The following is a 23,323-nucleotide window of genomic DNA, read 5'->3' on the forward strand; positions in this document are numbered from 1 at the left end:
GACACGATGATAGATTTATGTGTAATTTTCTCCTGCCGCTGTACTTTAAAACAGGAAAAAGGCAGCATTAAAAATAAAGAATAGTAGAGATATAAAAGATGAGATTTGACGAGCTGGAACTAGAGGATTCATTGTTGCAAGGATTAGATGCCATGAATTTTCAGGAAACAACCCCTATACAAGAATTAACGATCCCTGTTATCTTAGAGGGAAAAGATTTAATCGCCTGCGCACAGACAGGCACTGGAAAAACAGCCGCTTACACCCTTCCGATTTTAAATCGATTAATCAAAGAAGAGAACCGATCGGATACGGTAAAAGCTGTGATCATGGCTCCCACCCGGGAATTAGCCCAACAAATAGATGTACAATTCGAGGGATTTTCTTATTTTCTCCCTGTTTCGACAGTAGTCGTCTATGGGGGTGGTGACGGAAGTTTATGGGATCAACAGAAAAAAGCATTGCGTCTGGGTGCGGATGTTGCCATCGCAACACCGGGACGGTTGATCGCGCATCTGCAACATAGCGATGTGGACCTTTCGCAAGTAAAATACTTTATCCTTGACGAGGCCGACCGGATGCTGGATATGGGATTTTTTGACGACATCATGCAAATCGTGAACAAACTGCCCAAAGACCGACAAACCATACTCTTCTCGGCCACGATGCCCCCGAAGATACGGCAGTTAGCCCAAAACGTACTTCGAGACCCGGTAGAAATCAACGTGGCGGTATCCAAACCCAACGAAGCCATCATGCAAGCCGCCTACATCTGCCACGAAAGCCAGAAAATGGGTATCATTGAAGAGCTTTTCAGCAAACCGGTCTTACACAAAACGCTAATCTTCGCCTCTTCCAAACAAAAAGTAAAAGACCTCGCCTTCACCTTAAAACGTAAAAAATTCAATGTAGCAGCCATGCACTCCGACTTGGAGCAGTCAGAACGGGAATCTGTTATGATGGATTTTAAAAATAATAAAATAGATATACTCGTTGCCACCGACATCGTATCCCGTGGTATAGATATTGATGAGATTGGATTGGTAATCAACTTTGACGTTCCCCATGATCCGGAAGATTATATTCACCGTATCGGACGAACAGCGAGAGCCAGCGCAGAAGGTGTTGCCTTGACCTTTGTCTCCGGGGCGGAACAAGGAAAGTTTCATCGCATAGAGCAATTTATTGAAGAAACGATTTACAAGATACCGCTCCCCGCCTACTTGGGACCGGCACCGGAATACAATCCGAAAGCATTCGAACATGGCTCGTCAAAAGGCAGAGGACGAAAACCTAGTGGCCGTTCTTTCGTAAAAAAGAAAAACCACGCCAAGCGAGAAGGAGGCTCAAACTAGATAAATAACCCTTTAAAATTAAACACTTATGATTCTAAATGCCGGAAATATATTACTTATTGGATCTATCCTATTATTTATTAGTATCGTTGTCGGAAAAGCAGGTTTCCGTTTCGGAGTACCCGCTTTACTTCTCTTTTTGGGAGTAGGAATGCTTTTCGGAACCGACGGTTTAGGGATCGAGTTTAACAACCCGCAAACCGCTCAATTTATCGGAGTGATTGCATTAAGTATTATATTGTTTTCCGGTGGTATGGATACAAGTGCGGCAGAAATCAAACCCGTTCTGGGACAAGGCATTGTTCTCGCCACGGCCGGAGTCATGTTTACGGCCTTTCTCACGGGTTATTTTATCTATTATATCACGAATCTCGAAAATAGTTTCGTCACCCTAAATTTCACAGAATCATTGTTACTCGCCTCCGTCATGTCATCTACCGATTCCGCATCCGTGTTCTCGATCCTCCGTTCCAAACGACAAGGACTAAAAGAGAATTTACGCCCCATGCTAGAGCTGGAAAGTGGTAGTAATGACCCGATGGCCTATATGTTAACGATATTACTTATCGGAATTATCCAATCCGGAGAAAGCAGTTTAAGTAACACGATACTGCAATTCATCATGCAGATGAGCATTGGTGCCGTATCCGGTTACTTGTTAGGAAGATTGGCAGTATACTGCATCAATAAACTAAACATCAACCAATCATTATATCCCGTTCTTTTATTAGCCTTCGTGTTTTTCATTTTCTCGTTCACAGATCTGGTAAAAGGTAACGGTTATCTGGCAGTTTATTTAGCCGGCTTAGTAGTTGGAAATCACAAAGTGGTACACAAGAAGAGTCTTACCACCTTTTTCGACGGTATCACATGGTTATTCCAAATCGTGATGTTCCTCACATTAGGCCTTTTAGTAAACCCGGCTGAATTATTCCCGGTTGCGGTGTTAAGCATTCTTATCGGGGTATTCATGATTATACTGGCTCGTCCGATAAGTGTATTTTTGTGCCTTCTCCCCTTCCGGAAAATGACCACAAAAGCACGGGCATACGTTTCATGGGTCGGTTTGCGCGGAGCAGTCCCCATCATTTTTGCCACGTACCCGCTAATCGCAAACATCCAGCACGCATCATTAATATTTAACGTGGTATTCTTCATTACCATTCTTTCTTTGGTCGTACAAGGGACAACTGTCAGTTTCATGGCAAAATTACTCGGTTTGTCAACCCCTGAAGAACGTAAAAACGTCTTTAACGTCGAACTACCCGAAGAAATTAAAACCGCCATGTCCGAAATTGAAGTCATTCCTTCCATGCTGGCAAAAGGCGACAAATTAATGGATTTGGTATTACCGGATAACACGTTGGTAGCCTTGATCAAAAAGAACGATTCCTATTGCGTTCCCAAGGGAAAAACCAAACTACATACCGGAGATAAGTTACTCGTGATCACGGATGATGATGAAGCTCTCATGAAGACTTATGAAAGTCTGGGAATCACGGATTATTCAATTCAAAAAAATGCTTGATACTGGCCATACGGTAGTACATCAGAGATAGAAAAAATTACACTTTATAGGCATTTTCTATCATCTGATAAAAACTAAATATTTGTTTATCAAAACAAATTGTCGTATTATTGTGCTATCAAAACACGACCACTAAAAAGATTAAATTTATGAGCATTAAAGGAACAAAAACAGAACAAAACTTATTGAAATCATTTGCCGGTGAATCACAGGCCAGAAGTCGTTATACTTTTTTCGCTAGTGTAGCTAAAAAAGAAGGATTCGAACAAATCGCCGGAGTATTCATGGAAACTGCCGAACAGGAAAAAGAACACGCCAAGAGATTCTTCAAATTCTTAGAAGGTGGAATGGTTGAAATCACCGCATCTTACCCCGCAGGTGTAATCGGAACAACAGCAGAGAATCTGAAAGCTGCCGCAGAAGGAGAAAATGAAGAATGGTCAGACCTCTACCCGGAATTTGCTAAAGTTGCCGAGGAAGAAGGATTTACCGCCATCGCTGCTGTATTCCGTAACATTGCGAAAGTAGAGGCAGAACACGAGGCTCGTTACAGAACGCTTTTAGCTCGCGTGGAAGCCGGTAAAGTATTCGAGAGAGACGAAGTGATCCTGTGGCAATGCCGTAACTGCGGTTTCGTTTACGAAGGCAAAACAGCCCCGAAAGCGTGTCCCGCTTGCGCTCATCCTCAAGCATATTTCGAGGAAAAGAAAAACAATTACTAATCATACTTGTAATTGAGGATAAAAAACTAAAGGTTGAGGCAGATGTCTCAACTTTTAGTTTTTTATTTTATCCCTCTTGAAGAAATCACAACTCGATTTTCGTTATATTCGCGACAAAGAAACAGAAATCTATTTTTTAATTGATAAAATAAAGTCATTATGAAAAAAGTAATCAACTCACCAAAAGCACCGAAAGCCATCGGTCCTTACAGTCAAGCAATTGAAGCAAACGGAACGCTTTACATCAGTGGTCAACTTCCTATTGACGTGAACACCGGAAAATTCGTTGAAGGTGGAGTAAAAGAACAAACAGAACAATGTTTGAAAAATATCGGTTACATCCTAGAAGAAGCCGGATATACTTTTGACAACGTGGTTAAATCAACTTGCCTGTTGGGAGATATGTCTTATTTCGCTGATATGAACGAAATCTATGCCAAATATTACAAGACAGATTGTCCTGCCCGTGCAGCTTTTGCCGTAAAAGCCCTTCCAATGGGTGCCATGGTTGAAATTGAAACCATCGCTATAAAATAAAGATAAAAACGGCTGGTTCAGCCGTTTTTTCATTTTTTTTTCTTACCTTAGAGGAAAGTAGTGCATAACTTAAATCAAACATGATGAGAATATTCGGTTTACTCCTTATGCTTGCCCTATTTTTCTCCTGTGCATCTCAAAAAGAGGTAGCCCAAAATAAAAAGGGGCGTTGCGCTATAAAAGATTCAGCGCAATATGAATTGATCGTTTTTGATTCGGGATTCGATTTTTGGTTGGCAAGTCACCAAAACGTGGCCAGTCAACACTCGGAAAGTTATTACCAAAGTATGAATCACCAGTATGCCATCGAATGGAACAGAAGGTATGCTGCCGGAGATCCGAGAATCAACAGTTATATCGATTACAGCCTGAACAGGGACTACGGGTTTGATTTCAATTACAAACTCTACATGTATTTCAGGTTCTTCGAAGACACGAACAGGATAAAACTAATCCCGGGAAACAGAAGCCTTTAATGATTTTAGATTTAATGATTTTAGATTGAGAGATTAAAAGAAGGGATAGCTTGTGTGGTTGGAATCTAAAATCTAAAATCATTAAATCTAAAATTACTCGCTTCTTTTATTGCCTCCGGGGTACCCAAGTCGAGACATCGGCCATCGTGCCGGAAAAGCTCGATAGGATGTTCTTTTGCCTGCGCCAGATGCTCGTCGATGATAGAGAATACTCCCTGATGAATGATATGCTTTAAATATTCCGAGCTAAGAATCTGAATCCCGCAGTAATTGAACTCCGTGGCCCCGTAAAAGCCTTCGTCCACGATCTTTTGCTCCCCGGTTCGCTTGTTCTCCCACCCCTTCAAAATACCGTGATTAAACTTCAATACCCGATCTGCAACGGCCTGTTGCACGACCAGTGTGGCGTATGCCTCACGTGATTCATGTTGACAAACGAGAGCCTTCAAATCCAAGTCCGTTAAAATATCCACGTTATGAATAAGCACGGGTTCCCCCGGAATAAATAATTCTCGGGCCTTCAAAACCCCTCCTCCCGTATCCAGTAACTCATCTCGTTCATCGGACAAAACGATGTCCATACCGAAATCTCCTTTCTCTTTCAGAAAGAGTTCTACCTGATCGGCGAAATGATGAATATTAATCACTAACCGCTCCACCTGCACTTCTCTCATTCTCTCGACCACCCGTTCCAACAGCGTCTTTCCTTTCAATTCTACCAGAGCTTTCGGGCGATCGTTTGTCAATGGCCGCAACCGGGTACCTAAACCGGCTGCAAAAATCATCCCATTCATCTATATCTCTATAATATTATTTTTAATCGCATACATCACCAATGCCGCCGTATTCCGACATCCAGTCTTACTGAGTAGATTTGCCCGGTGCTTGTCTACCGTACGTTTACTGATAAACAATTCGTCCGCAATCTCCTGATTTGACAATCCTTTGCACACGTGATACAAAATTTCCAGCTCCCGTTCCGAAATATCATTATCTACGGTTTCCGGTGTCTCGCTTTTGTTATCACGCATATTATTCAGAATATTCACCAGCAACTCTTCCGAGAAGAAACTTTCCCCTTCCGCCACCTTCCGAATAGCCGTTACCACCTTATCAATTCCCGAGTTCTTCAACAAGAAACCCTTTGCTCCCGCATCAATCATCTTGTAATAATACTGCTCGTCCCCGTACATGGAAAGAACAATAATCTTCAAATTGGGTTTCATTTTCATCGCCTCGATCGTGGCATCAATACCATTCATCTCCGGCATCTCTATATCCATCAGCACGACATCACAATCAACAAACGACAAATTCTCAATAAACTCCCTCCCGTTCGAAGCCTCGTAAATATGTCGAACAAAATCCTGAGTCGAAAGCAATAATTTCAACCCCTCCCTAAACAATTTGTGATCATCAACCAGATATATTCTCAATTTATCCATAAAACAAGATTTACTTACACGTTATAAAAGCCCTCGCAATCATTCCCCGGCCCGATTCGCTGGAAATCTTTATATCTCCATTTCCCGAATTCAACCGGTACTGCATGTTACTCAATCCCATCCCGCCATCACTTTCGGCCTGCTTCACGTCAAACCCCATGCCATTATCCTCGTATTCCAAATACAAAACATCACCCTGCAACTGTAGGTCAATACTGATTTTACTGGCATTAGCATGTCGCAACGTGTTATTGATCAACTCGCAAATTACCCGGTACATGATAACTTCCACGTTATATATAAAACGACGATTATCAATATTTGTTTTAAAATTAATACTAATACCTTCAGCCGGACGCAACTTGCGAATAAATGACTCCGTGGCATCCTTTAAACCAAAATTATTTAATATATGAGGACTGATATTAGCTGAAATCTCCCGCACGCTCGTGATGGCCTCATCCACGGCCTGTTTCAGGTTTCCCTTGATCTTGTCGTTTACCTCAGGCAAGTTCTTTTCCTCGAAACCGGAAAGCAACATTTTTATAACACTCAATAAAGGCCCTAGCCCGTCATGCAATTCCTTAGCAAAACGCTGCCGCTCCTGTTCTTCCGTGCGGATAACAGCCGACAGGACCCTTTTTTCCGTCTCACTTCGTATACCATCCAGCCGACGTAAAAACTGAAATACTTTCCGTATATAAAATGCCCCGATAGCAAAGGCCAGCGAAATAACAAATGACAACCACACTTTCGTCTGGTACAACTCTTCCGACTCTCCCCGGTGCATCGAGGGAACCAATTCTATCGCCCGGTAAATCGCCATCAAAAAAAAGCCCGTTGAAATCAAAATCCAAGCGGCATTAAACTTCGTCCGCTTAAACAAACTGATAGCGAATCCCATCGCAACGATCTGTAACAACAAAGACAAGTATACAACTATTTGTGTAACCACAACTTCAATAATTTAAAATTTAGAATTTAGAGTTTAAAATGAATGCAAAAGTCATTCCCCCAAATATCGGTATAATTTACAAATTTATCAACGATTGACGCAATAAAGTCACGCCTCCAGATTCCACTCCCACAAGCCAATATCCTTTTTCATTCTAAATTCTAAATTATTAGAACGGGTACCCGATCGCCACGTTGAATACTGAGCGTCGGAATCCTCCCCGTGAATCAAATAACACGAAACGATTTCCCTCGGGCATGGAAGGATCTTTTACCTTGATTCCCAAATCAAAACGTAACAAAAAGAAATTAGCGTTCAACCTCAATCCCGCCCCCGTACCGATAGCAATCTGGTTAAAGAAATTGTAATTCAGTTTTGCCCCGAAACGATTTTCTTTCGGGTTAATATTCCACACGTTTCCGGCATCCACGAACAACGCTCCCTCCAACAACCAAATCAACTTGAAACGGTATTCAATATTTCCCGCCAATTTGAAATCCCCCACGCTATTCGGGTATTTCTCCGTGGCCAGATAAGAACCGGGACCTAATGTCCTAGCCTGCCAAGCCCGGATGTCGTTTGCCCCACCCCCGTAATACGCCTCCTCAAAAGGCAATACCTTCATGTTTCCATACGGGTAACCACACCCCACGAAAAGACGTCCCACGAGTGAATTCGCCCGGTTGATATACCAGTTATAACGATATTCGGCATCTGCTTTCACAAATTGCGCGTACCTTACCCCGAAAATTTTGTAATACTTTTCATTTAACGTTCCACTCGCGGAACTTTTACTCCCGGCAATTCCATCTATAACGGAAAGAAAATTCCCCGAAGTTTCCGTGTTCACCCGAAAATAACTATAATTTGCCGTTTTCACGTTCACCTGCTGATCCGTATAAGTGGCAGAGAAAACGGCAGAAAGGATCATATGATCCGTGTAGGCATTTTTGATATATTCATTTTTCAAACCGTCGATAAAATTCTGGTCTACATCCTTCATCAACACGTAATTCAAATCAATCAAATCAAAATTATACCTCCACTTTTTATTTGCCTTCCGCCATAAATAACCGAAACGGGCATTAGCAATCGAACGGGTATAATACGGGGTATATTCATAGCTATACGAAAAAGAAATCGAAGTCTTCGGGGCATAATTCCGCCGGAAATCTTTCATCTTGAAAAACGGCATCCAAAACTGCGGGGTCACGAGTTTCAATTCAGCTCCGATTTCCGAGGTATTAAATATTTTTCCCTCTCCATTGACCTGCTCTTTCCGCAAACTTCCCCAAATACTGGCCGAAATATTCTCCCCCGCACGGAACACGTTACGATGGTTATAAGTAAAATTACCTCCCACTCCCATATTGCCTGAATTATGCGTACCCTCCAAGAACACATTATAGGATTGCCTCTTCACGGGTGACAACTGGATCACGCAGTCCAAAGCTTTCACGTCTCCATCCGACTCCACTTCTTTAAAATCGATATTCACCATCTTGAAAAGATTCAGCGCCTGCAATCGCACATAAGTATCAATCACCCGCCGGGCATCGTACAATTCCATCTGCTGCAACTGGATGGTTTCGATAATCATCTTGGGTTTTATTTTTAATTTCCCCTTGTACAGAATATTATAACCGTTATAATACAAAGTATTATACGTAGAATCCACCTGCTCTGCAGTCAGCATCGGGTCGTAATCAAAATTCACACTGATGTTCCGCACGAAATAACGCCTGTAAGCGTTGCTATCCACCGCATTCTCAACCACTCGAACGAAGACTTTAGCCATATTTTCTTTAGCCGCGCTTGTTGTATCGGCAAAAAACTGGATAAAATTCTTTGAGAAATTAAAATATCCCTTTTCCCGGAGCATCTTCGTGATTCGTTCCCGTTCGTCATCCAAGACGTCAAGATCCAATGGAGCATCTTTCTCCAAAAGAGTATTCACCGTATCCCGTCGAAAATTGGCCATCAACCCGCTTTCCTCCGCGATCTGGTTTACCCGTCCCCCCTCCTTATCGTCAAATCGCACTTCCTGAATCCGGGTAACAGGTCCCACTTTCACGTGGTATTCCACAAACGCCTTCCTTTTCTTATAAAAGATCGTATCTGACACTTCCGCACTATAAAACCCTTTATTATGGAGATACAATTCAATCTGGCTCGCACTTCGTTGCGTCATGAAAGGATCGTAAATAACGGGAGCCTCCCCGATACGTCGTAACCATTGGTTAAATTTCTTTTTTTCATTTCTCCCGCTTAAATTATATAATCCCAGATGAAAACGGGCAACCCCCAAAATTCGGGTATTCGGTTTTTGTCGGATATTTCGTTTCAAATCAGACCGATTAAGCTTATAATCATCCACTTTCACCTTCACACGATCCAACAAATACTCGTCTTTCCCGACATACTTCGTCGGTGAACACGAATAAAAAATGAAGAATATAAAAAAAATAAAACTTATCTTGTACGCTACCCGCATGCTCAAAAATCTCAAAAAAATACTATGTTTGTGTTTTATTTTAACCAGCAAGCTTAAAAATGATGCTTAGCAAACACCTAACAAATGTAATTCAAAACCTTGAAAAAAAGAAATTCAGGGAAAAATATAATTTATACAAGGTAGAAGGAGATAAACTCGTTCAGGAATTACTCCTCTCTGACATGAAAATAGATTCATTGATTGCCCGTCCCTCGTGGATCGAAAGTAATCAACAACACGTGAAAAAATGTAACACGATCGAGGTAAACGAGATCGAGATGGGACGTATTTCCAATTTCAAATCCTTACCGGAAGTCATCGCACTAGCCGAAATCCCCGTTAAAACATACAACCCGGAGGAGATAAAAGACTCGCTTTCAGTGATTCTCAACGGCATTCAAGACCCCGGCAACATCGGCACGATACTCCGGGTTTGCGACTGGTTCGGTATCCGGAACATATTTTGCGATCACGATTGTGCAAACATTTTTAACCCGAAATCCGTTCAAGCAAGCATGGGTGCAATATTCCGGGTGAACGTTTTTTACTTGGATCTTGTCAGTTTTATCCCCCGGTTCACGAACCCGGACTTTCCCTGTTACGGGACATTTCTGGAAGGAGAAAACATCTACCGGATGAACCTCCAAACCAAGGGATTTATCGTCATGGGAAACGAGGGAAACGGAATTACCGCGGGTATCGAACAACTGGTAGACCACAAAATAACAATTCCCAGTTTTGCACACAGTCTTTATTCGACAGAATCCCTGAACGTGGGAGTTGCCACTGGCATCATCCTTTCGGAATTCAAACGAATAGAATATAATTAAATAGATAAATCAATTATTTAAAACAAAAAGAACAGTATGAAGAAAATTGTAGTATTGGCATTATTCAGCCTTATCGGCCTTGCAACAATGGCCCAATCACTCCCAATTAATTTTGGTATACATGCGGGATGGAATGATACGAAAATCAGTGCAAAACACTTGAAAGTAGATTCCCACGGGGGATATATGATTGGAGCTTTCGCCCGTATCAATCTGGGAAGTATTTATCTTGAACCCGCCTTGAACTTTGCTCACAAAGAAAGTAAAATTAATGGCGAAATCGGTTCCATCGGGAAATTCAAATACAGCTCCATCGACATTCCTGTTATGGTTGGATATAACATCCTTAAACTCCCCGTATTCAAATTGCGTGGATTTGCGGGTCCCGTTGCTTCCTTCGTGACCAAGGATTTAAAAAAGGACTTCAACACGGATAAAATGATGTGGAACGGGAAAATCGGAGCCGGAGTTGACGTTTGGAAAGTAACTTTCGACATTGACTACGAATTCGGATTAAAGAAATTCGGGGACGATATAAAAGCTCCCAAATCATGGAACTTAACCCTAGGATTCAAGATTATCTAATCCTACCTTATTTCTAATGTAGTTTTCTAAAATCGGTTTACTCGATTTTAGGAAACTACACGGACGTAAATATTCGATCGGCTGAAAAAATCCCGCCAAATACTTGCATTATTCATTTATTCTGTTTTTCTTTGTCCCAATCAATTCAATCTGCGAGGATTGTTTGAATTATAAAGAGGAGTCGAGAGAACGGGCTCATGGAAACTCCGACAACCTGCAAGACCACTTGCAAGGTGCCAAAACCCGACCTGAGAACCAGGAGTTATAATTTAAGCTGAAAGAAAATGAAAACAGAAACAACAAAACAAAACAGCATTTATTGCACTACAAATTGTAGCATTCTTTTCATTCATTCTATCGCCATGTCTATGCGTATGCGCTGCATGCGCTAATATTTTTTATACCCCGGACTTTTTATTTTAGATTTTTTTAATTTCAGATTTTTGATTGGGAAATTACACGGTAATTTTCAGGATTTTATGAATCGGTTTCAAGGATAAACCGTGTGAAAACGTGTCATTGCATACCATCAAATCATCCATAGAAATCAATTAGTTGCAAGGCAGCTAACAGATAAAAAATCACCAACAAACAATTTATCCATTAAAAAATTGTACAAGATCATGGCTAAAACATACGCAGAAATAAACGATAAAATCAAAAAAGGTACGGCTGTCGTGTTGACGGCCGAAGAGGTATCAGAACTGGCAAAAACGCTCTCCCCGAAAGAGATTGCGGAGAAAGTGGATGTCGTGACCACGGCCACTTTCGGGGCAATGTGTTCCTCCGGGGCATTCCTAAACTTCGGACACGCTAATCCCCCGATTCGCATGGAAAAAATCGAGTTGAACGGCATTCGTGTCAGTGGTGGACTAGCCGCCGTGGACACTTACGTGGGTGCCACTGATTGCAACCCGGAAAATCCCAGTTACGGGGGTGCCCATATCATAGAAGACCTGATTGTAGGTAAAGAAATCACGCTGGAGGCCTGGGGAAAAGGTACGGATTGTTATCCCCGGAAACATATCAAAACGGTGATCACCAAAGATACGATTAACGAGGCCATCCTGTACAACCCCAGAAATGCCTACCAGAATTATAACGTGGCTACTAACTCCACGGATAAAATTAAATACACGTACATGGGAACCTTGTTGCCAAAATTGCGAAATGCCTCTTACAGCACGGCCGGAGAATTATCTCCCCTGTTGAACGATCCGGAATGTCGTACGATCGGTTTAGGAACTCGTATTTTCCTCTGCGGGACAGAAGGATACGTCACTTGGAACGGAACACAATTCCACTCCACGAAAGAAACGAACGAACACGGAATACCCACCAGCAATGCCCGCACGATTGCCGTAATCGGTGACTTAAAAAACATGAGTACGGAATTTTTAAGAGGAGTTTATTACGAAAAATACGGGGTAAGCATGTTTGTCGGCATCGGCATCCCCATCCCGATTCTGGATGAAGACCTTGCCCGCAGAGTATCTATCCGAAATGAACAAATAGAAACCACGGTTGTCGATTACGGAGACGGGAATAAGATTTTAGGTAAAACAAATTACGCCGCCCTACAAAGTGGAGAGATCGAGGTCAATGGCCATAAAATCAAAACGGCTCCTGTTGCCAGCTTGTCAAAAGCCCGGCAAATTGCCGAGATTTTAAAGTCATGGATTCAGAAAGGAGACTTCCTGCTCACGGAACCCGTTCGCCCCATGCCAACAGGCACTTCTCTAAAAGGACTCCAAGAAATTGAAAATGGAGAATTGAAAAAAGATTAAGTGCTTGCCGATTCAACGATTACGTGATTTTATAATCATCTAATCGGAAATCACAGAATCAAATAATTAGTAAAATCTAAAATTAATAGCGGCTATGACTAAAAAAGTAATATTAACCTTCCCGGTTGACGCAACAGATAGACCCTTGACATACGACTTAATTCGTATCTATGATGTAAAAGTAAATATCCTAAAGGCAGAGATACAACCCGGAAAAACCGGATCACTCTTGATCGAAATGGATGCGGATCCCTTGAGAATAGAACAGGCTATCGCCTTCCTGAATGATAACGGGGTAACCGTAAGCCCTGTATCCAGCAAGATTTCTTACGACGAATCCCGCTGTATCAATTGCGGAAACTGTGCCTCGGCCTGTTTCTCCCACGCCTTGACGATCGAGGCTCCCGACTGGAAACTACAATTCAATCCCGAAAAATGTATCGCCTGCAAACTATGTTTAAAAGCTTGCCCGTTGAAACTTTTCAAGATTGAATTCAGTAATCCGGAAAGCTGCTAGACAATTGAAAATGGAAAATGGAGAATTGAAAATTGAAATCATAAATTAATTCGGTTATGATCGAGTACAAAAATCGCACATATCGGGAGCATTTGCAGAAAGAGCGCTGGTATTCTTTCACGGTTGCTTACAAAGAGACAGACCTGTGGATCGGAATAGATCAAGCATCTTTCCAAGAAAGCATACCTACATTCACGGAATCCCGAATCCGAACATTACGGGAATACATGGATGCTTACCTGCAAAATGATCCGGATTACGCCACGTCACTCGTTTCCTACGAGGCACAACCGGGAGCCCCAACCATTTTTCAAGAGATGTCTGAGGTGGCCAGAAAATCCGGAATCGGTCCGATGAGTGCGGTTGCCGGGGCTGTTGCCAGCCGAATTGGTCAAGAGATCAAAGAAAAGTACGGGGTGCGGGAAATCATCGTGGAAAATGGCGGAGACATCTACGCGGACATACAAGAAAACATAGATATTGCCGTGTTTGCCGGGCCCTCTCCCCTGTCGGAAAAAGTGGGTTTCACCCTCTGGGCTGACCACGCCCCCCTAGGAATTTGTACTTCATCCGGAACCGTGGGTCCCTCTTTAAGTTTCGGGAAAGCGGATGCCGTCATGATTATTTGTAAAAATTGTGCTTTAGCCGACACGTATGCCACGGCTTTTGCCAACGAAATCAAAACAACAGACGACATCGCCCCTTGCATCGAAAAGATCGGGAAGACGAAAGACATCCTTGCCGCCATCTGTATCAAGGATGACAAAATCGGAATTCACGGCATTTTTGATTTAAAACTCTTTCATTCTAAACTTTAAATTCTAAATTACAAAAATGAACCTACAAGATCGCATATACATACTGGATGGAGCCACCGGAACAGCTTTGCAGCAATTCCGGTTGACGGAAACCGATTTCCGAGGCAAGGAATTCGCACACCACCCGATCCCCCTAAAGGGAAACAACGATGTGCTGAATATTACCCGCCCGGACGTGATTCGTCAGGTACATCAAAACTATATTGATGCGGGAGCCGATATTATCGAAACCAACACCTTCAATGCCAATGCTATTTCACAAACCGAATACGGTTGTACGGAATGGGTGGAACGCTTTAACTTGGAAGGCGCCCGTCTGGCAAAAGAAACCGCAGCCGCTTGTAAAGAACGGAAAGTTTACGTGGCAGGAAGTATCGGACCAACCGATAAATCCCTGACCCTCACCCCTGATCCCGATCAACCGACTTACCGAATCGTGGATTTCGATACGCTGGCCAATGCATACGCCAGTCAGGTAACGGCATTAATAGAAGGCGGCGTAGATTTGTTGCTGGTTGAAACCATCTACGACGGGCTGAACGCAAAAGCCGCCCTTTACGCTATCGCAAAAGTACAGGAAGAGAAAGGTACGCATCTTCCCGTGATGCTTTCCGCCACGGTAAACGACAAAAGCGGACGTACACTGACCGGACAATCACTGGAGGCCCTGTTCACGAGTCTCTCCCACTACCCGATTCTCAGCTTTGGCCTGAACTGTTCATTCGGGGCGAAAGAGTTACACCATTTCCTACGGGAACTGGCTCCACGCATCCCGTGTTACATCAGTATATACCCGAACGCAGGACTACCGAATGAAATGGGAGAATACGACGAATCTCCGAAATTTACCGCTCTTTGTCTCCAGAACATGGCAAAAGAGGGATTGATCAATATTGCCGGAGGATGTTGCGGAACGACACCGGAACACATCCGGGCAATCGCAAACGCCTTGAAAGACATCCCCCCTAGAAAAGTCCCGACATCCAACCACCAACTAAAAGTGAGTGGTCTCGATACCGTCGTGGTGGATAAGGAATTAAACAATTTTATCAATATCGGCGAACGTACAAACGTGGCAGGCTCCGCTAAATTTGCCCGTCTTATCCGGGAAAAGAATTACACGGAGGCTGCCACGATCGCCCGGAAACAGATCGAGGCAGGAGCGTCTATCATCGACATCAACATGGATGATGCCATGTTGGACGGCACGGCCGAGATGGAACGTTTCGTGCGAATCATCAGCAACGAACCGGATATTGCCAAAGCGGCTTTCATGATAGATTCTTCCAAGTGGGAAACCATCCTTGCCGGGTTAAAAAACACGCAAGGAAAATGTATTGTAAACTCGATCAGCTTGAAAGAAGGGGAAAAAGACTTCCTTTACAAAGCCAAAGAAATTCAACGTCTGGGGGCAGCCGTGGTCGTGATGGCATTTGACGAAGAAGGCCAAGCCACGACATACCAACGTAAAATAGACATTTGCCAAAGAGCTTACGACTTGTTGACCACGCAAGCTGGATTTACTCCTGAAAACATTATCTTCGATGTGAACATACTAGCCATCGGAACCGGAATCGAGGAACACAACAACTATGCCGTGGACTATATCGAAGCGGTACGCTGGATTAAACAAAACTTGAAAGGATGCCGCACATCCGGTGGTGTCTCCAACCTGTCATTCTCGTTCCGGGGAAACAACACGGTGCGGGAAGCCATGCACTCCGTTTTCTTGTACCATGCCATTCGTGCAGGGTTGGACATGGCGATCGTGAATCCTGCCATATTACAGGTATATGACGAGATCGACCCGATATTGCTGAAAGCCGTGGAAGACGTCGTACTAAACCGTACACCTGAAGCAACGGAAACCCTAATCTCTCTTGCCGAAAAATACAAGGAAACGAAAGGAGAAGTAAAAACAGTGCAACAGGAAGAATGGCGGAACCGTCCCCTGGAAGAACGTCTCGGACACGCTCTAATCAAGGGAATCACGGATTATCTGACGGAAGACCTTCAAGAGGCACTCGCGCATTATGCCAGCCCGGTCGAGATCATAGAAGAACCTTTAATGAAAGGAATGGAACGGGTCGGACAATTCTTCGGGGAAGGAAAAATGTTCTTGCCACAGGTCGTGAAATCAGCCAAGGTTATGAAAGAAGCCGTACACATCCTGCAACCGGAAATCGAACGTCACAACGCATCGGGCAAAAACGTAACCCGCCGCCCCCGTGTCGTGATTGCCACGGTGAAAGGAGACGTACACGACATCGGTAAAAATATCGTGAATATTGTTCTGACCTGTAATAATCTGGATGTAATCGACCTTGGTGTCATGGTTGACAATCAGAGTATTGTTAAGGCTGCCAAAGAACACGAGGCAGATATTATCGGAGTCAGCGGTTTGATCACGCCCTCTCTGGGGGAAATGGAAAACCTGTGCGAACTGTTGCAAAAAGAACAATTACAAGTTCCCCTACTTGTTGGCGGGGCTACGACCTCAACCGTGCATACGGCCGTTAAACTGGCACCTAAATACGATTATTGCGTCGTGTCAGGCGGTGACGCATCCCGGACCGTGGGAATCATCAAGCGTTTACTGAATGACCGGAAAAATTATATTCGTGAAATAAAAGTTGAACAAGAAAACATTCGAATTTTGTACAATCAACATCAACAAAAACAAATATCACTCGAAGAGGCTCGCCGGAGAGCCCCTCGATACGATTGGGATCACGTGGAGCCCACAACTTTCGGAGAACACAATCTACTGGTAAAACGCTTGAATCTCGAAGATTTAGTGGAAAGAATCGACTGGACACCATTTTTCCATTTCTGGGGATTCAAAGGGATATACCCTGAAATCATTTACACGAACGACGAGGCGGACCATACTTACCAGGCAGCACTGGATATGCTGGGTAAAGTGATCGCCGGAAATGAATTTGACGTTTCCATCATTGTCCGTTTCTTTGATGCCTATTCGGAGTATGAAGACATCGTTCTGGATGGTCAATATCGATTCACGATGCCCCGGCAACAAGCGGACTTGGAAGAGTGTCTTTCACTGGCTGATTTTGTCATCCCGAAAGAAAAAGGAATCGGCAGCGTGGGACTATTCTGCTTGAAAGTACAGGATGATCACCAATGCAACGATTGCCGTAATTTTGAACATTTGTTACGAGGAAGTCTCTGTGCCCGGTTGGCAGAAGCCTGCGCGGAATGGATGCAGGAACAAGTCAATGAAGGAACTCACATCATCCGTCCCGCTTTCGGTTACCCGACTTGCCCGGATCATGCGATGAAGAAATTGGCCTTTGACATCTTGGATGCTCCTGCCCAGATCGGGGTACGCCTCACCGAGGGGTATTCCATCTATCCCTCGACAAGCCTGTGTGGTATGCTGATTTCTCATCCTAAAGCAAAATATTTTAGCGTATAAGACTCTAAAATAAGATAAAAGTAACAAACTCCCTCCCCCCTTCGGGGTACTCCCTCTATAAACAGAGGGAGAGCTGGAATACTCCCTGTTTTCGGGAAGAGTCACCAACTCCTCCTCTGTTTATAGAGGAGGTGGCACGAAGTGACGGAGGAGTTTGAACTCTAAAATAGATAAACTATTGGAATCTAAAAATCTAAAATTATGAAAGTCATCGACATACTCAACAATACAGACAAAGCGGTATTCTCTTTCGAGCTGGTACCGCCACTAAAAGGCGGAGACATCAATAAAATATACGAGGCCATCGAACCCTTGATTGCCCTTGCTCCCCCATTCATTAACATTACCTTTCACCGGGATGAAGTGGTATATCGTGAATACCCGGACGGAACGATCAAAAAAGTTACCGTGACAAAACGCCCCGGTTCCGTGGCACTGGCCGCAGCCATCATGAGACGGTACAACGTGGACATGGTTCCTCATATCGTGTGCGGGGGAGCCACCCGCCATAAGATCGAAAACGAACTCATAGACTTGAATTTCCTTGACATTGAAAACGTGATGGCACTCCGGGGTGATCCCATACCGGGAGAACGTTTCTTTACTCCCGAAGAAGGCGGACACCAATATAGTTGTGAACTGGTAGAACAAATCACTCGCATGAACCACGGCCAATACTTGGATGACACGCTGACAGATGCCGTTCCCACGAACTTCTGCATCGGGGTTGCCGGATACCCGGAAAAACATTACGAGGCACCCAACCAAGCCTGTGACATCGAGAACCTGAAAAAGAAAGTCGATGCGGGAGCGAATTATATCGTCACCCAGATGTTTTTCGATAACTCCAAATTTTTCCAGTTTGTCGATAAATGCCGGGCGCAAGGAATTACCGTACCTATCGTACCGGGATTAAAACCCATATCAACATTCAAACATCTGGAAATGCTCCCACGTACATTCAGTATAGACATCCCACACGAACTGGTTAAAGAGATTCGTTCATGCAAAAATAACAAGGAGATCAACCAAGTCGGTATAGAATGGTGCGTGGCACAGAGTAAAGAACTCATCGCACACGGGGTTCCCGCCGTTCATTACTACACGATGGGGAAATCGGAAAATATTCAGGAAATTGTAAAACAAGTTTTCTAAGCTATGCAACAAGAAACTAAACCAAACTTTTGGGCACTAACTCCCTTGATCATATTTTTAAGTATCTACCTGATCGCCTCTATCATCATGGGAGATTTTTACAAAATGCCGATCACCGTGGCATTTCTCGTCTCTTCCGTTGTGGCCGTGGCCATCTCTTCCGGGGGAAAACTCCACAAACGGATAGACCTATTCTGTAAAGGAGCCGCCAACAGCAATATCATGCTCATGGTGTGGATTTTTATCCTTGCCGGGGCATTTGCCCAAACGGCAAAAGCCGTGGGGGCGGTAGATGCGACTGTTAATCTCGCTTTATCCGTACTTCCGGACAGTCTCTTACTCGCAGGGATGTTTATTGCCGCCTGTTTCATTTCACTTTCCATGGGAACTTCTGTCGGTACGATCGTGGCACTTACCCCCGTCGCCGTCGGTATTGCCGCACAAACAGGCATAAACACGCCTTTCATGGTAGCCATCGTGGTCGGAGGAGCCATGTTCGGGGATAACCTATCCTTTATCTCCGACACGACCATTGTTGCCACCCGCACGCAAGGCTGTAACATGAAAGATAAATTTAAAGTCAATAGCTTAATTGTCATCCCGGTTGCTATACTCGTAACTATCGTTTACCTGTTCCAAGGCAGCGAAATAACAACAACACCCAGCGCCACCCCGATCGAGTGGTTAAAAGTAATTCCTTACATTTTGGTACTAATCACCGCCTTGGCTGGCGTGAATGTCATGATCGTACTTCTACTCGGTATTCTCTGTTCCGGTATAGTCGGGATAATTACCGGAAGCATTCAATTCTGGGAATGGTTTGCCGCCATGGGTTCGGGGATCTCCGATATGGGAGAACTGATCATTATCACGTTGCTGGCAGGCGGAATGCTCGAAATGATTCGCTACAACGGGGGAATTGCCTACATCATTCAGAAATTGACAACTCATGTCAAATCAAAAAAAGGAGCCGAATTAAGTATTGCCGCCCTAGTCAGTTTCGCCGATTTATGCACGGCAAACAACACGATAGCCCTCATCATGTCCGGCCCCATAGCTAAAGACATTGCCAATCGTTTTGGTGTCGATCCCCGGAAATCAGCCAGCCTGCTAGACACATTCTCGTGTTTCGTGCAAGGTATCATTCCCTACGGAGCGCAATTACTCATGGCCGCCGGTCTAGCCTCCATTACCCCGCTAGCCATCATGCAGTACCTCTACTACCCGTACTTAATGGGTGTTGCAGCCCTTTTGGCTATATTCTTTCGCTATCCTCGGAAATACTCACGGTAAACTTTTAGCTTTTATCTTTTAGTTTTTAACTTTGCCCCATGACAATAATCGAAATCATCGTCACCATACTCCTCGGTACCGCCGCAGGTTTTATCAACACGTTTGCCGGGGGCGGCTCCATGTTGGTAGTACCTTTCCTTATCTTCATCGGCTTACCGGCAAACGTGGCGAACGCAACCAACCGGATTGCTATTTTATTGCAAAACGTGGTATCCGTCAGCGGCTTTAAACAAAAAAAAATACTTGATTTCAAAACCGATTCTAAACTGCTACTCCCCGTGGCCCTCGGAAGTATCGTGGGTGCATTTATTGCCGTGGACATCAACGAAGAGATATTCAAAAAAGTCATTGCCGGACTTTTAATCGTCATGTTTTTCATGCTACTCTTGAACCCGGATGCCTGGGTTAAAGCAAATGCGGACAAGGCAAAAATGAAAAGCCCGTGGCTACGAAACATTATCTTCTTTTTCCTAGGAATTTACGGCGGATTCATCCAAATCGGTATCGGGTTCTTCCTGCTGGCGGGGTTGGTTCTCGGATGTGGTTACGATCTATTAAAAGCCAATGCCATAAAACTATTTATCGTGCTATTCTACACGATTATCGCTCTGGCAATCTTTATCTGGAACGATCTCGTGGATTTTAAAGTCGGACTCATCCTAGCCTGTGGAAATATGCTTGGGGCATGGTTAGGAGTACGTTTCAGTATCAAATGGGGAGCTAAATACATTCGGTATTTCCTGCTCGTCGTACTTGTCATTGTAGCCGTACGCCTGTTTTTCAGCTAACCGAATTTAAACAATCCATAACATCACGTGAAAACTTCTTAAAACGACCTTTCCATACAGGATTATTAGTTAACTTTGCAATTCAAATTCAAAGATCATGGAAATAAAAATAGGACACTCTTTCACACAAGAAATTACCGTGCAACATAAAGACACGGCAGCCGTTTACGGTTCCGGGAAACTGGAAGTATTCGCAACACCCGCAATGGTAGGTTTAATGGAAAACACAGCTATCAAATGCCTGGAAGGAATGTTGGAAGCCGACAGCGACACCGTAGGTATCGAAATCAATACCAAACACGTGAAGGCAACCGCTGTTGGCAAGAAAGTAACCTGCAAAGCCACCATCACCGAGGTTGACGGTCGCCGTATTCGTTTCTCTATCGAGGCATGGGATGAAACCGCCCCTATCGGCTCGGCCATCCACGACCGCTTTATCATCAACCCGGAAAAATTCATGAGCAAACTTTCTTAATTGTAAATTGAATAATTGTAAATTTTAAATTGAAGAACCAACATTTTCAATTTAAAATCTAAAATTTAAAATCTAAAATTAGTAAATGTTTAAACTAACTTCCCAATTCGAACCGACCGGGGATCAACCGGAAGCAATCAAGGAACTAACGCAAGGACTTCTGGATGAAGTCCCGGGGCAGGTATTATTGGGAGTTACAGGATCGGGAAAGACATTTACGATTGCCAACGTGATACAAGAGGTTCAGCGTCCGACACTAATCCTCAGCCACAACAAGACGTTGGCCGCCCAGTTATACGGGGAGTTCAAGGCTTTCTTCCCTGAAAATGCAGTAGAATACTTTGTATCTTACTACGACTATTACCAACCGGAGGCCTACCTGCCCACCACCAACACATATATCGAGAAAGATCTTATGATCAATGACGAGATCGACAAATTACGGTTACGAACCACGGCATCCTTGCTATCCGGACGCCGGGATGTAATTGTGATTTCATCCGTTTCGTGTCTTTACGGTATGGCAGACCCAACTGCTTTCGGTTCAAATATTATCTACTTGCAGAAAGGTCAAAAGATAGCCCGTAATCAACTTTTACGCCGTTTGGTGGATGCCCTTTACGTGAATAACGAACTGGAATTCAAACGTGGTAGTTTTCGGGCAAAAGGAGAAACCGTAGACATCTTCCCGGCCATTGAAACCTTCGAGGGAATGGCCTACCGGATCGAGTTCTGGGATGATGAGATTGACCGGATTACCTCGTTTAGCCCGCAAACCGGGAAAACGATCGACGAAATGGAAAATCTGAACATCTACCCCGCAAATCTGTTTGTCACGGATAAAGCCACGCTCACGAAAGCCATACATGACATAGAACACGATCTTGTCGTGCAAGTTGATTTCTTAAACTCCATCGGTAAACACTTTGAGGCAAAACGACTGGACGAACGGGTAAAATATGACGTGGAAATGATCCGGGAACTAGGTTATTGCTCCGGTATCGAGAATTACTCCCGTTACCTAGACGGGCGGGCTGCCGGCGTTCGCCCCTTCTGCCTGCTGGATTACTTCCCGCAGGATTTCCTGCTCGTCGTAGACGAATCACACGTGACACTCCCGCAAGTAAGAGCCATGTATGGTGGTGACCGATCCCGTAAACAATCACTCGTGGAATACGGGTTCCGTCTTCCGGCAGCTTTCGATAACCGTCCACTCACGTTTGAAGAATTTGAGGCCAACACGGGGCAAACCATATACGTCAGTGCCACCCCGGCCGATTATGAACTGGAAAAATGCAATGGGGTTGTCGTGGAACAGATTATCCGCCCCACCGGAATTCTTGATCCGGAAATCGAAGTCGTTCCCAGCAAGAACCAGATAGACCACCTCATCAACGAAATACAAAAACGAATTGAGATCAACGAAAAAGTTCTTGTAACCACGCTGACCAAGCGAATGGCGGAGGAACTAAGTAAATATTTGGACCGCATTCGCATCAAATGCCAGTACATTCACTCTGACGTGGACACACTAGAACGAGTACAGATCATCGAAAATTTACGCAAAGGAGTAATTGATGTAATTGTAGGAGTTAACTTATTACGTGAAGGATTAGATATGCCTGAAGTTTCCCTTGTTGCCATCCTCGATGCAGACAAAGAAGGATTCCTACGCTCTACCCGTTCACTGATACAGACCTCCGGACGTGCCGCCCGTAACCTAAATGGCAAAGTGATCATGTATGCAGACACGATCACTCGCTCTATGCAGGAAACCATCAATGAAACCCAGTACCGCCGAGAAAAACAGATGGAGTATAACCTTCAACACGGTATCACCCCTACCCAAATACGGAAATCCACGGAATCCGTACTAAAAGAAACCTCTCGTGCCTACATCGAAGAAGAACACGTAAATATGGCCGCAGACCCCGTTACCGCTTACATGAGTAAATCGGAGCTGGAAAAAATGCTGCAAAAAACAAAAGCCGCCATGCAAAAAGCCGCCAAAGAAATGGATTTCCTTGAAGCTGCCCGCCTCCGGGATGAAATGTTTAAACTGGAAGAAACAATCAAACGGCTGAATCCTTAACAATATTTTTCTATTATAATAGCAAAAGCAAC

The 23,323-nt window shown here is 44.0% G+C and carries 20 protein-coding genes and 1 riboswitch; of the genes, 16 read left to right on the plus strand and 4 right to left on the minus strand.

Annotated features, from left to right (window positions below; genetic code table 11):
• Positions 1 to 98 precede the first annotated feature (98 nt).
• From R8806_RS05490 to R8806_RS05510, 5 genes are all read left to right on the plus strand, one after another.
• Complete coding sequence (locus R8806_RS05490; protein ID WP_124317931.1) at positions 99 to 1,355, plus strand: DEAD/DEAH box helicase; 1,257 nt, start codon at positions 99 to 101, stop codon at positions 1,353 to 1,355.
• 28 nt (positions 1,356 to 1,383) lie between these two features.
• A complete protein-coding gene (locus tag R8806_RS05495; protein ID WP_124317930.1) occupies positions 1,384 to 2,883 on the plus strand; it encodes a potassium/proton antiporter in 1,500 nt (499 codons plus the stop codon).
• A 149-nt stretch (positions 2,884 to 3,032) separates the two neighbouring features.
• On the plus strand, positions 3,033 to 3,605 hold the full coding sequence (gene rbr / locus R8806_RS05500; RefSeq protein ID WP_118449150.1) for a rubrerythrin: 573 nt from the start codon (positions 3,033 to 3,035) through the stop codon (positions 3,603 to 3,605).
• 159 nt (positions 3,606 to 3,764) lie between these two features.
• Positions 3,765 to 4,142 (plus strand): RidA family protein, encoded by a 378-nt coding sequence (locus R8806_RS05505; RefSeq protein WP_124317929.1) that lies wholly within the window; start codon positions 3,765 to 3,767, stop codon positions 4,140 to 4,142.
• Positions 4,143 to 4,222: 80 nt separating this feature from the next.
• Positions 4,223 to 4,618, plus strand: coding sequence for a DUF6146 family protein (locus R8806_RS05510; RefSeq protein WP_124317928.1), 396 nt, complete (start codon positions 4,223 to 4,225; stop codon positions 4,616 to 4,618).
• Positions 4,619 to 4,683: 65 nt separating this feature from the next.
• Here R8806_RS05510 and R8806_RS05515 read toward each other — a convergent pair whose 3' ends face one another.
• From R8806_RS05515 to tamL, 4 genes are all read right to left on the minus strand, one after another.
• Entirely contained in the window at positions 4,684 to 5,412 is a 729-nt protein-coding gene (locus R8806_RS05515) for a nucleotidyltransferase family protein (protein ID WP_229782916.1), read from the minus strand.
• Positions 5,413 to 6,063: a response regulator transcription factor gene (locus tag R8806_RS05520; protein ID WP_151411752.1), complete on the minus strand. Its 651-nt coding sequence runs from the start codon at positions 6,061 to 6,063 to the stop codon at positions 5,413 to 5,415. It lies immediately after the preceding gene.
• A 10-nt stretch (positions 6,064 to 6,073) separates the two neighbouring features.
• On the minus strand, positions 6,074 to 7,018 hold the full coding sequence (locus tag R8806_RS05525) for a sensor histidine kinase (protein WP_124317483.1): 945 nt from the start codon (positions 7,016 to 7,018) through the stop codon (positions 6,074 to 6,076).
• A 169-nt stretch (positions 7,019 to 7,187) separates the two neighbouring features.
• Positions 7,188 to 9,527, minus strand: coding sequence for a translocation and assembly module lipoprotein TamL (gene tamL / locus R8806_RS05530; RefSeq protein WP_229782917.1), 2,340 nt, complete (start codon positions 9,525 to 9,527; stop codon positions 7,188 to 7,190).
• Positions 9,528 to 9,574: 47 nt separating this feature from the next.
• Here tamL and R8806_RS05535 point away from each other — a divergent pair, with 47 nt between their 5' ends.
• The 11 genes from R8806_RS05535 (at position 9,575) to uvrB (ending at position 23,291) form a co-directional block, all read left to right on the plus strand.
• On the plus strand, positions 9,575 to 10,342 hold the full coding sequence (locus tag R8806_RS05535; protein WP_124317484.1) for an RNA methyltransferase: 768 nt from the start codon (positions 9,575 to 9,577) through the stop codon (positions 10,340 to 10,342).
• 36 nt (positions 10,343 to 10,378) lie between these two features.
• The gene (locus tag R8806_RS05540) at positions 10,379 to 10,927 is read left to right on the plus strand and encodes a porin family protein (RefSeq protein ID WP_124317482.1); all 549 of its coding nucleotides are present in this window, start codon (positions 10,379 to 10,381) and stop codon (positions 10,925 to 10,927) included.
• Positions 10,928 to 11,092: 165 nt separating this feature from the next.
• A riboswitch (SAM riboswitch) is annotated at positions 11,093 to 11,198 on the plus strand.
• Between the two features lie 352 nt (positions 11,199 to 11,550).
• Positions 11,551 to 12,714 (plus strand): homocysteine biosynthesis protein, encoded by a 1,164-nt coding sequence (locus R8806_RS05545; protein ID WP_124317481.1) that lies wholly within the window; start codon positions 11,551 to 11,553, stop codon positions 12,712 to 12,714.
• Positions 12,715 to 12,808: 94 nt separating this feature from the next.
• Complete coding sequence (locus R8806_RS05550) at positions 12,809 to 13,231, plus strand: NIL domain-containing protein (RefSeq protein ID WP_087420462.1); 423 nt, start codon at positions 12,809 to 12,811, stop codon at positions 13,229 to 13,231.
• A gap of 56 nt (positions 13,232 to 13,287) precedes the next feature.
• Positions 13,288 to 14,049, plus strand: a complete 762-nt coding sequence (locus tag R8806_RS05555) for a UPF0280 family protein (RefSeq protein ID WP_221230313.1) — start codon at positions 13,288 to 13,290, stop codon at positions 14,047 to 14,049.
• A gap of 16 nt (positions 14,050 to 14,065) precedes the next feature.
• Positions 14,066 to 17,488, plus strand: a complete 3,423-nt coding sequence (metH, locus tag R8806_RS05560; protein WP_151411755.1) for a methionine synthase — start codon at positions 14,066 to 14,068, stop codon at positions 17,486 to 17,488.
• A gap of 201 nt (positions 17,489 to 17,689) precedes the next feature.
• Positions 17,690 to 18,643, plus strand: coding sequence for a methylenetetrahydrofolate reductase [NAD(P)H] (gene metF / locus R8806_RS05565; RefSeq protein WP_124317035.1), 954 nt, complete (start codon positions 17,690 to 17,692; stop codon positions 18,641 to 18,643).
• Positions 18,644 to 18,646: 3 nt separating this feature from the next.
• Positions 18,647 to 19,936, plus strand: coding sequence for a Na+/H+ antiporter NhaC family protein (locus R8806_RS05570; RefSeq protein WP_124317036.1), 1,290 nt, complete (start codon positions 18,647 to 18,649; stop codon positions 19,934 to 19,936).
• Positions 19,937 to 19,974: 38 nt separating this feature from the next.
• Positions 19,975 to 20,724, plus strand: coding sequence for a sulfite exporter TauE/SafE family protein (locus tag R8806_RS05575; protein WP_124317037.1), 750 nt, complete (start codon positions 19,975 to 19,977; stop codon positions 20,722 to 20,724).
• 97 nt (positions 20,725 to 20,821) lie between these two features.
• Positions 20,822 to 21,199: a thioesterase family protein gene (locus R8806_RS05580; protein ID WP_118258242.1), complete on the plus strand. Its 378-nt coding sequence runs from the start codon at positions 20,822 to 20,824 to the stop codon at positions 21,197 to 21,199.
• 85 nt (positions 21,200 to 21,284) lie between these two features.
• Complete coding sequence (gene uvrB, locus R8806_RS05585) at positions 21,285 to 23,291, plus strand: excinuclease ABC subunit UvrB (RefSeq protein WP_124317038.1); 2,007 nt, start codon at positions 21,285 to 21,287, stop codon at positions 23,289 to 23,291.
• Positions 23,292 to 23,323: the final 32 nt, after the last annotated feature.

It is taken from the genome of Butyricimonas faecihominis (genome assembly GCF_033096445.1).
GTDB lineage: Bacteria > Bacteroidota > Bacteroidia > Bacteroidales > Marinifilaceae > Butyricimonas > Butyricimonas faecihominis.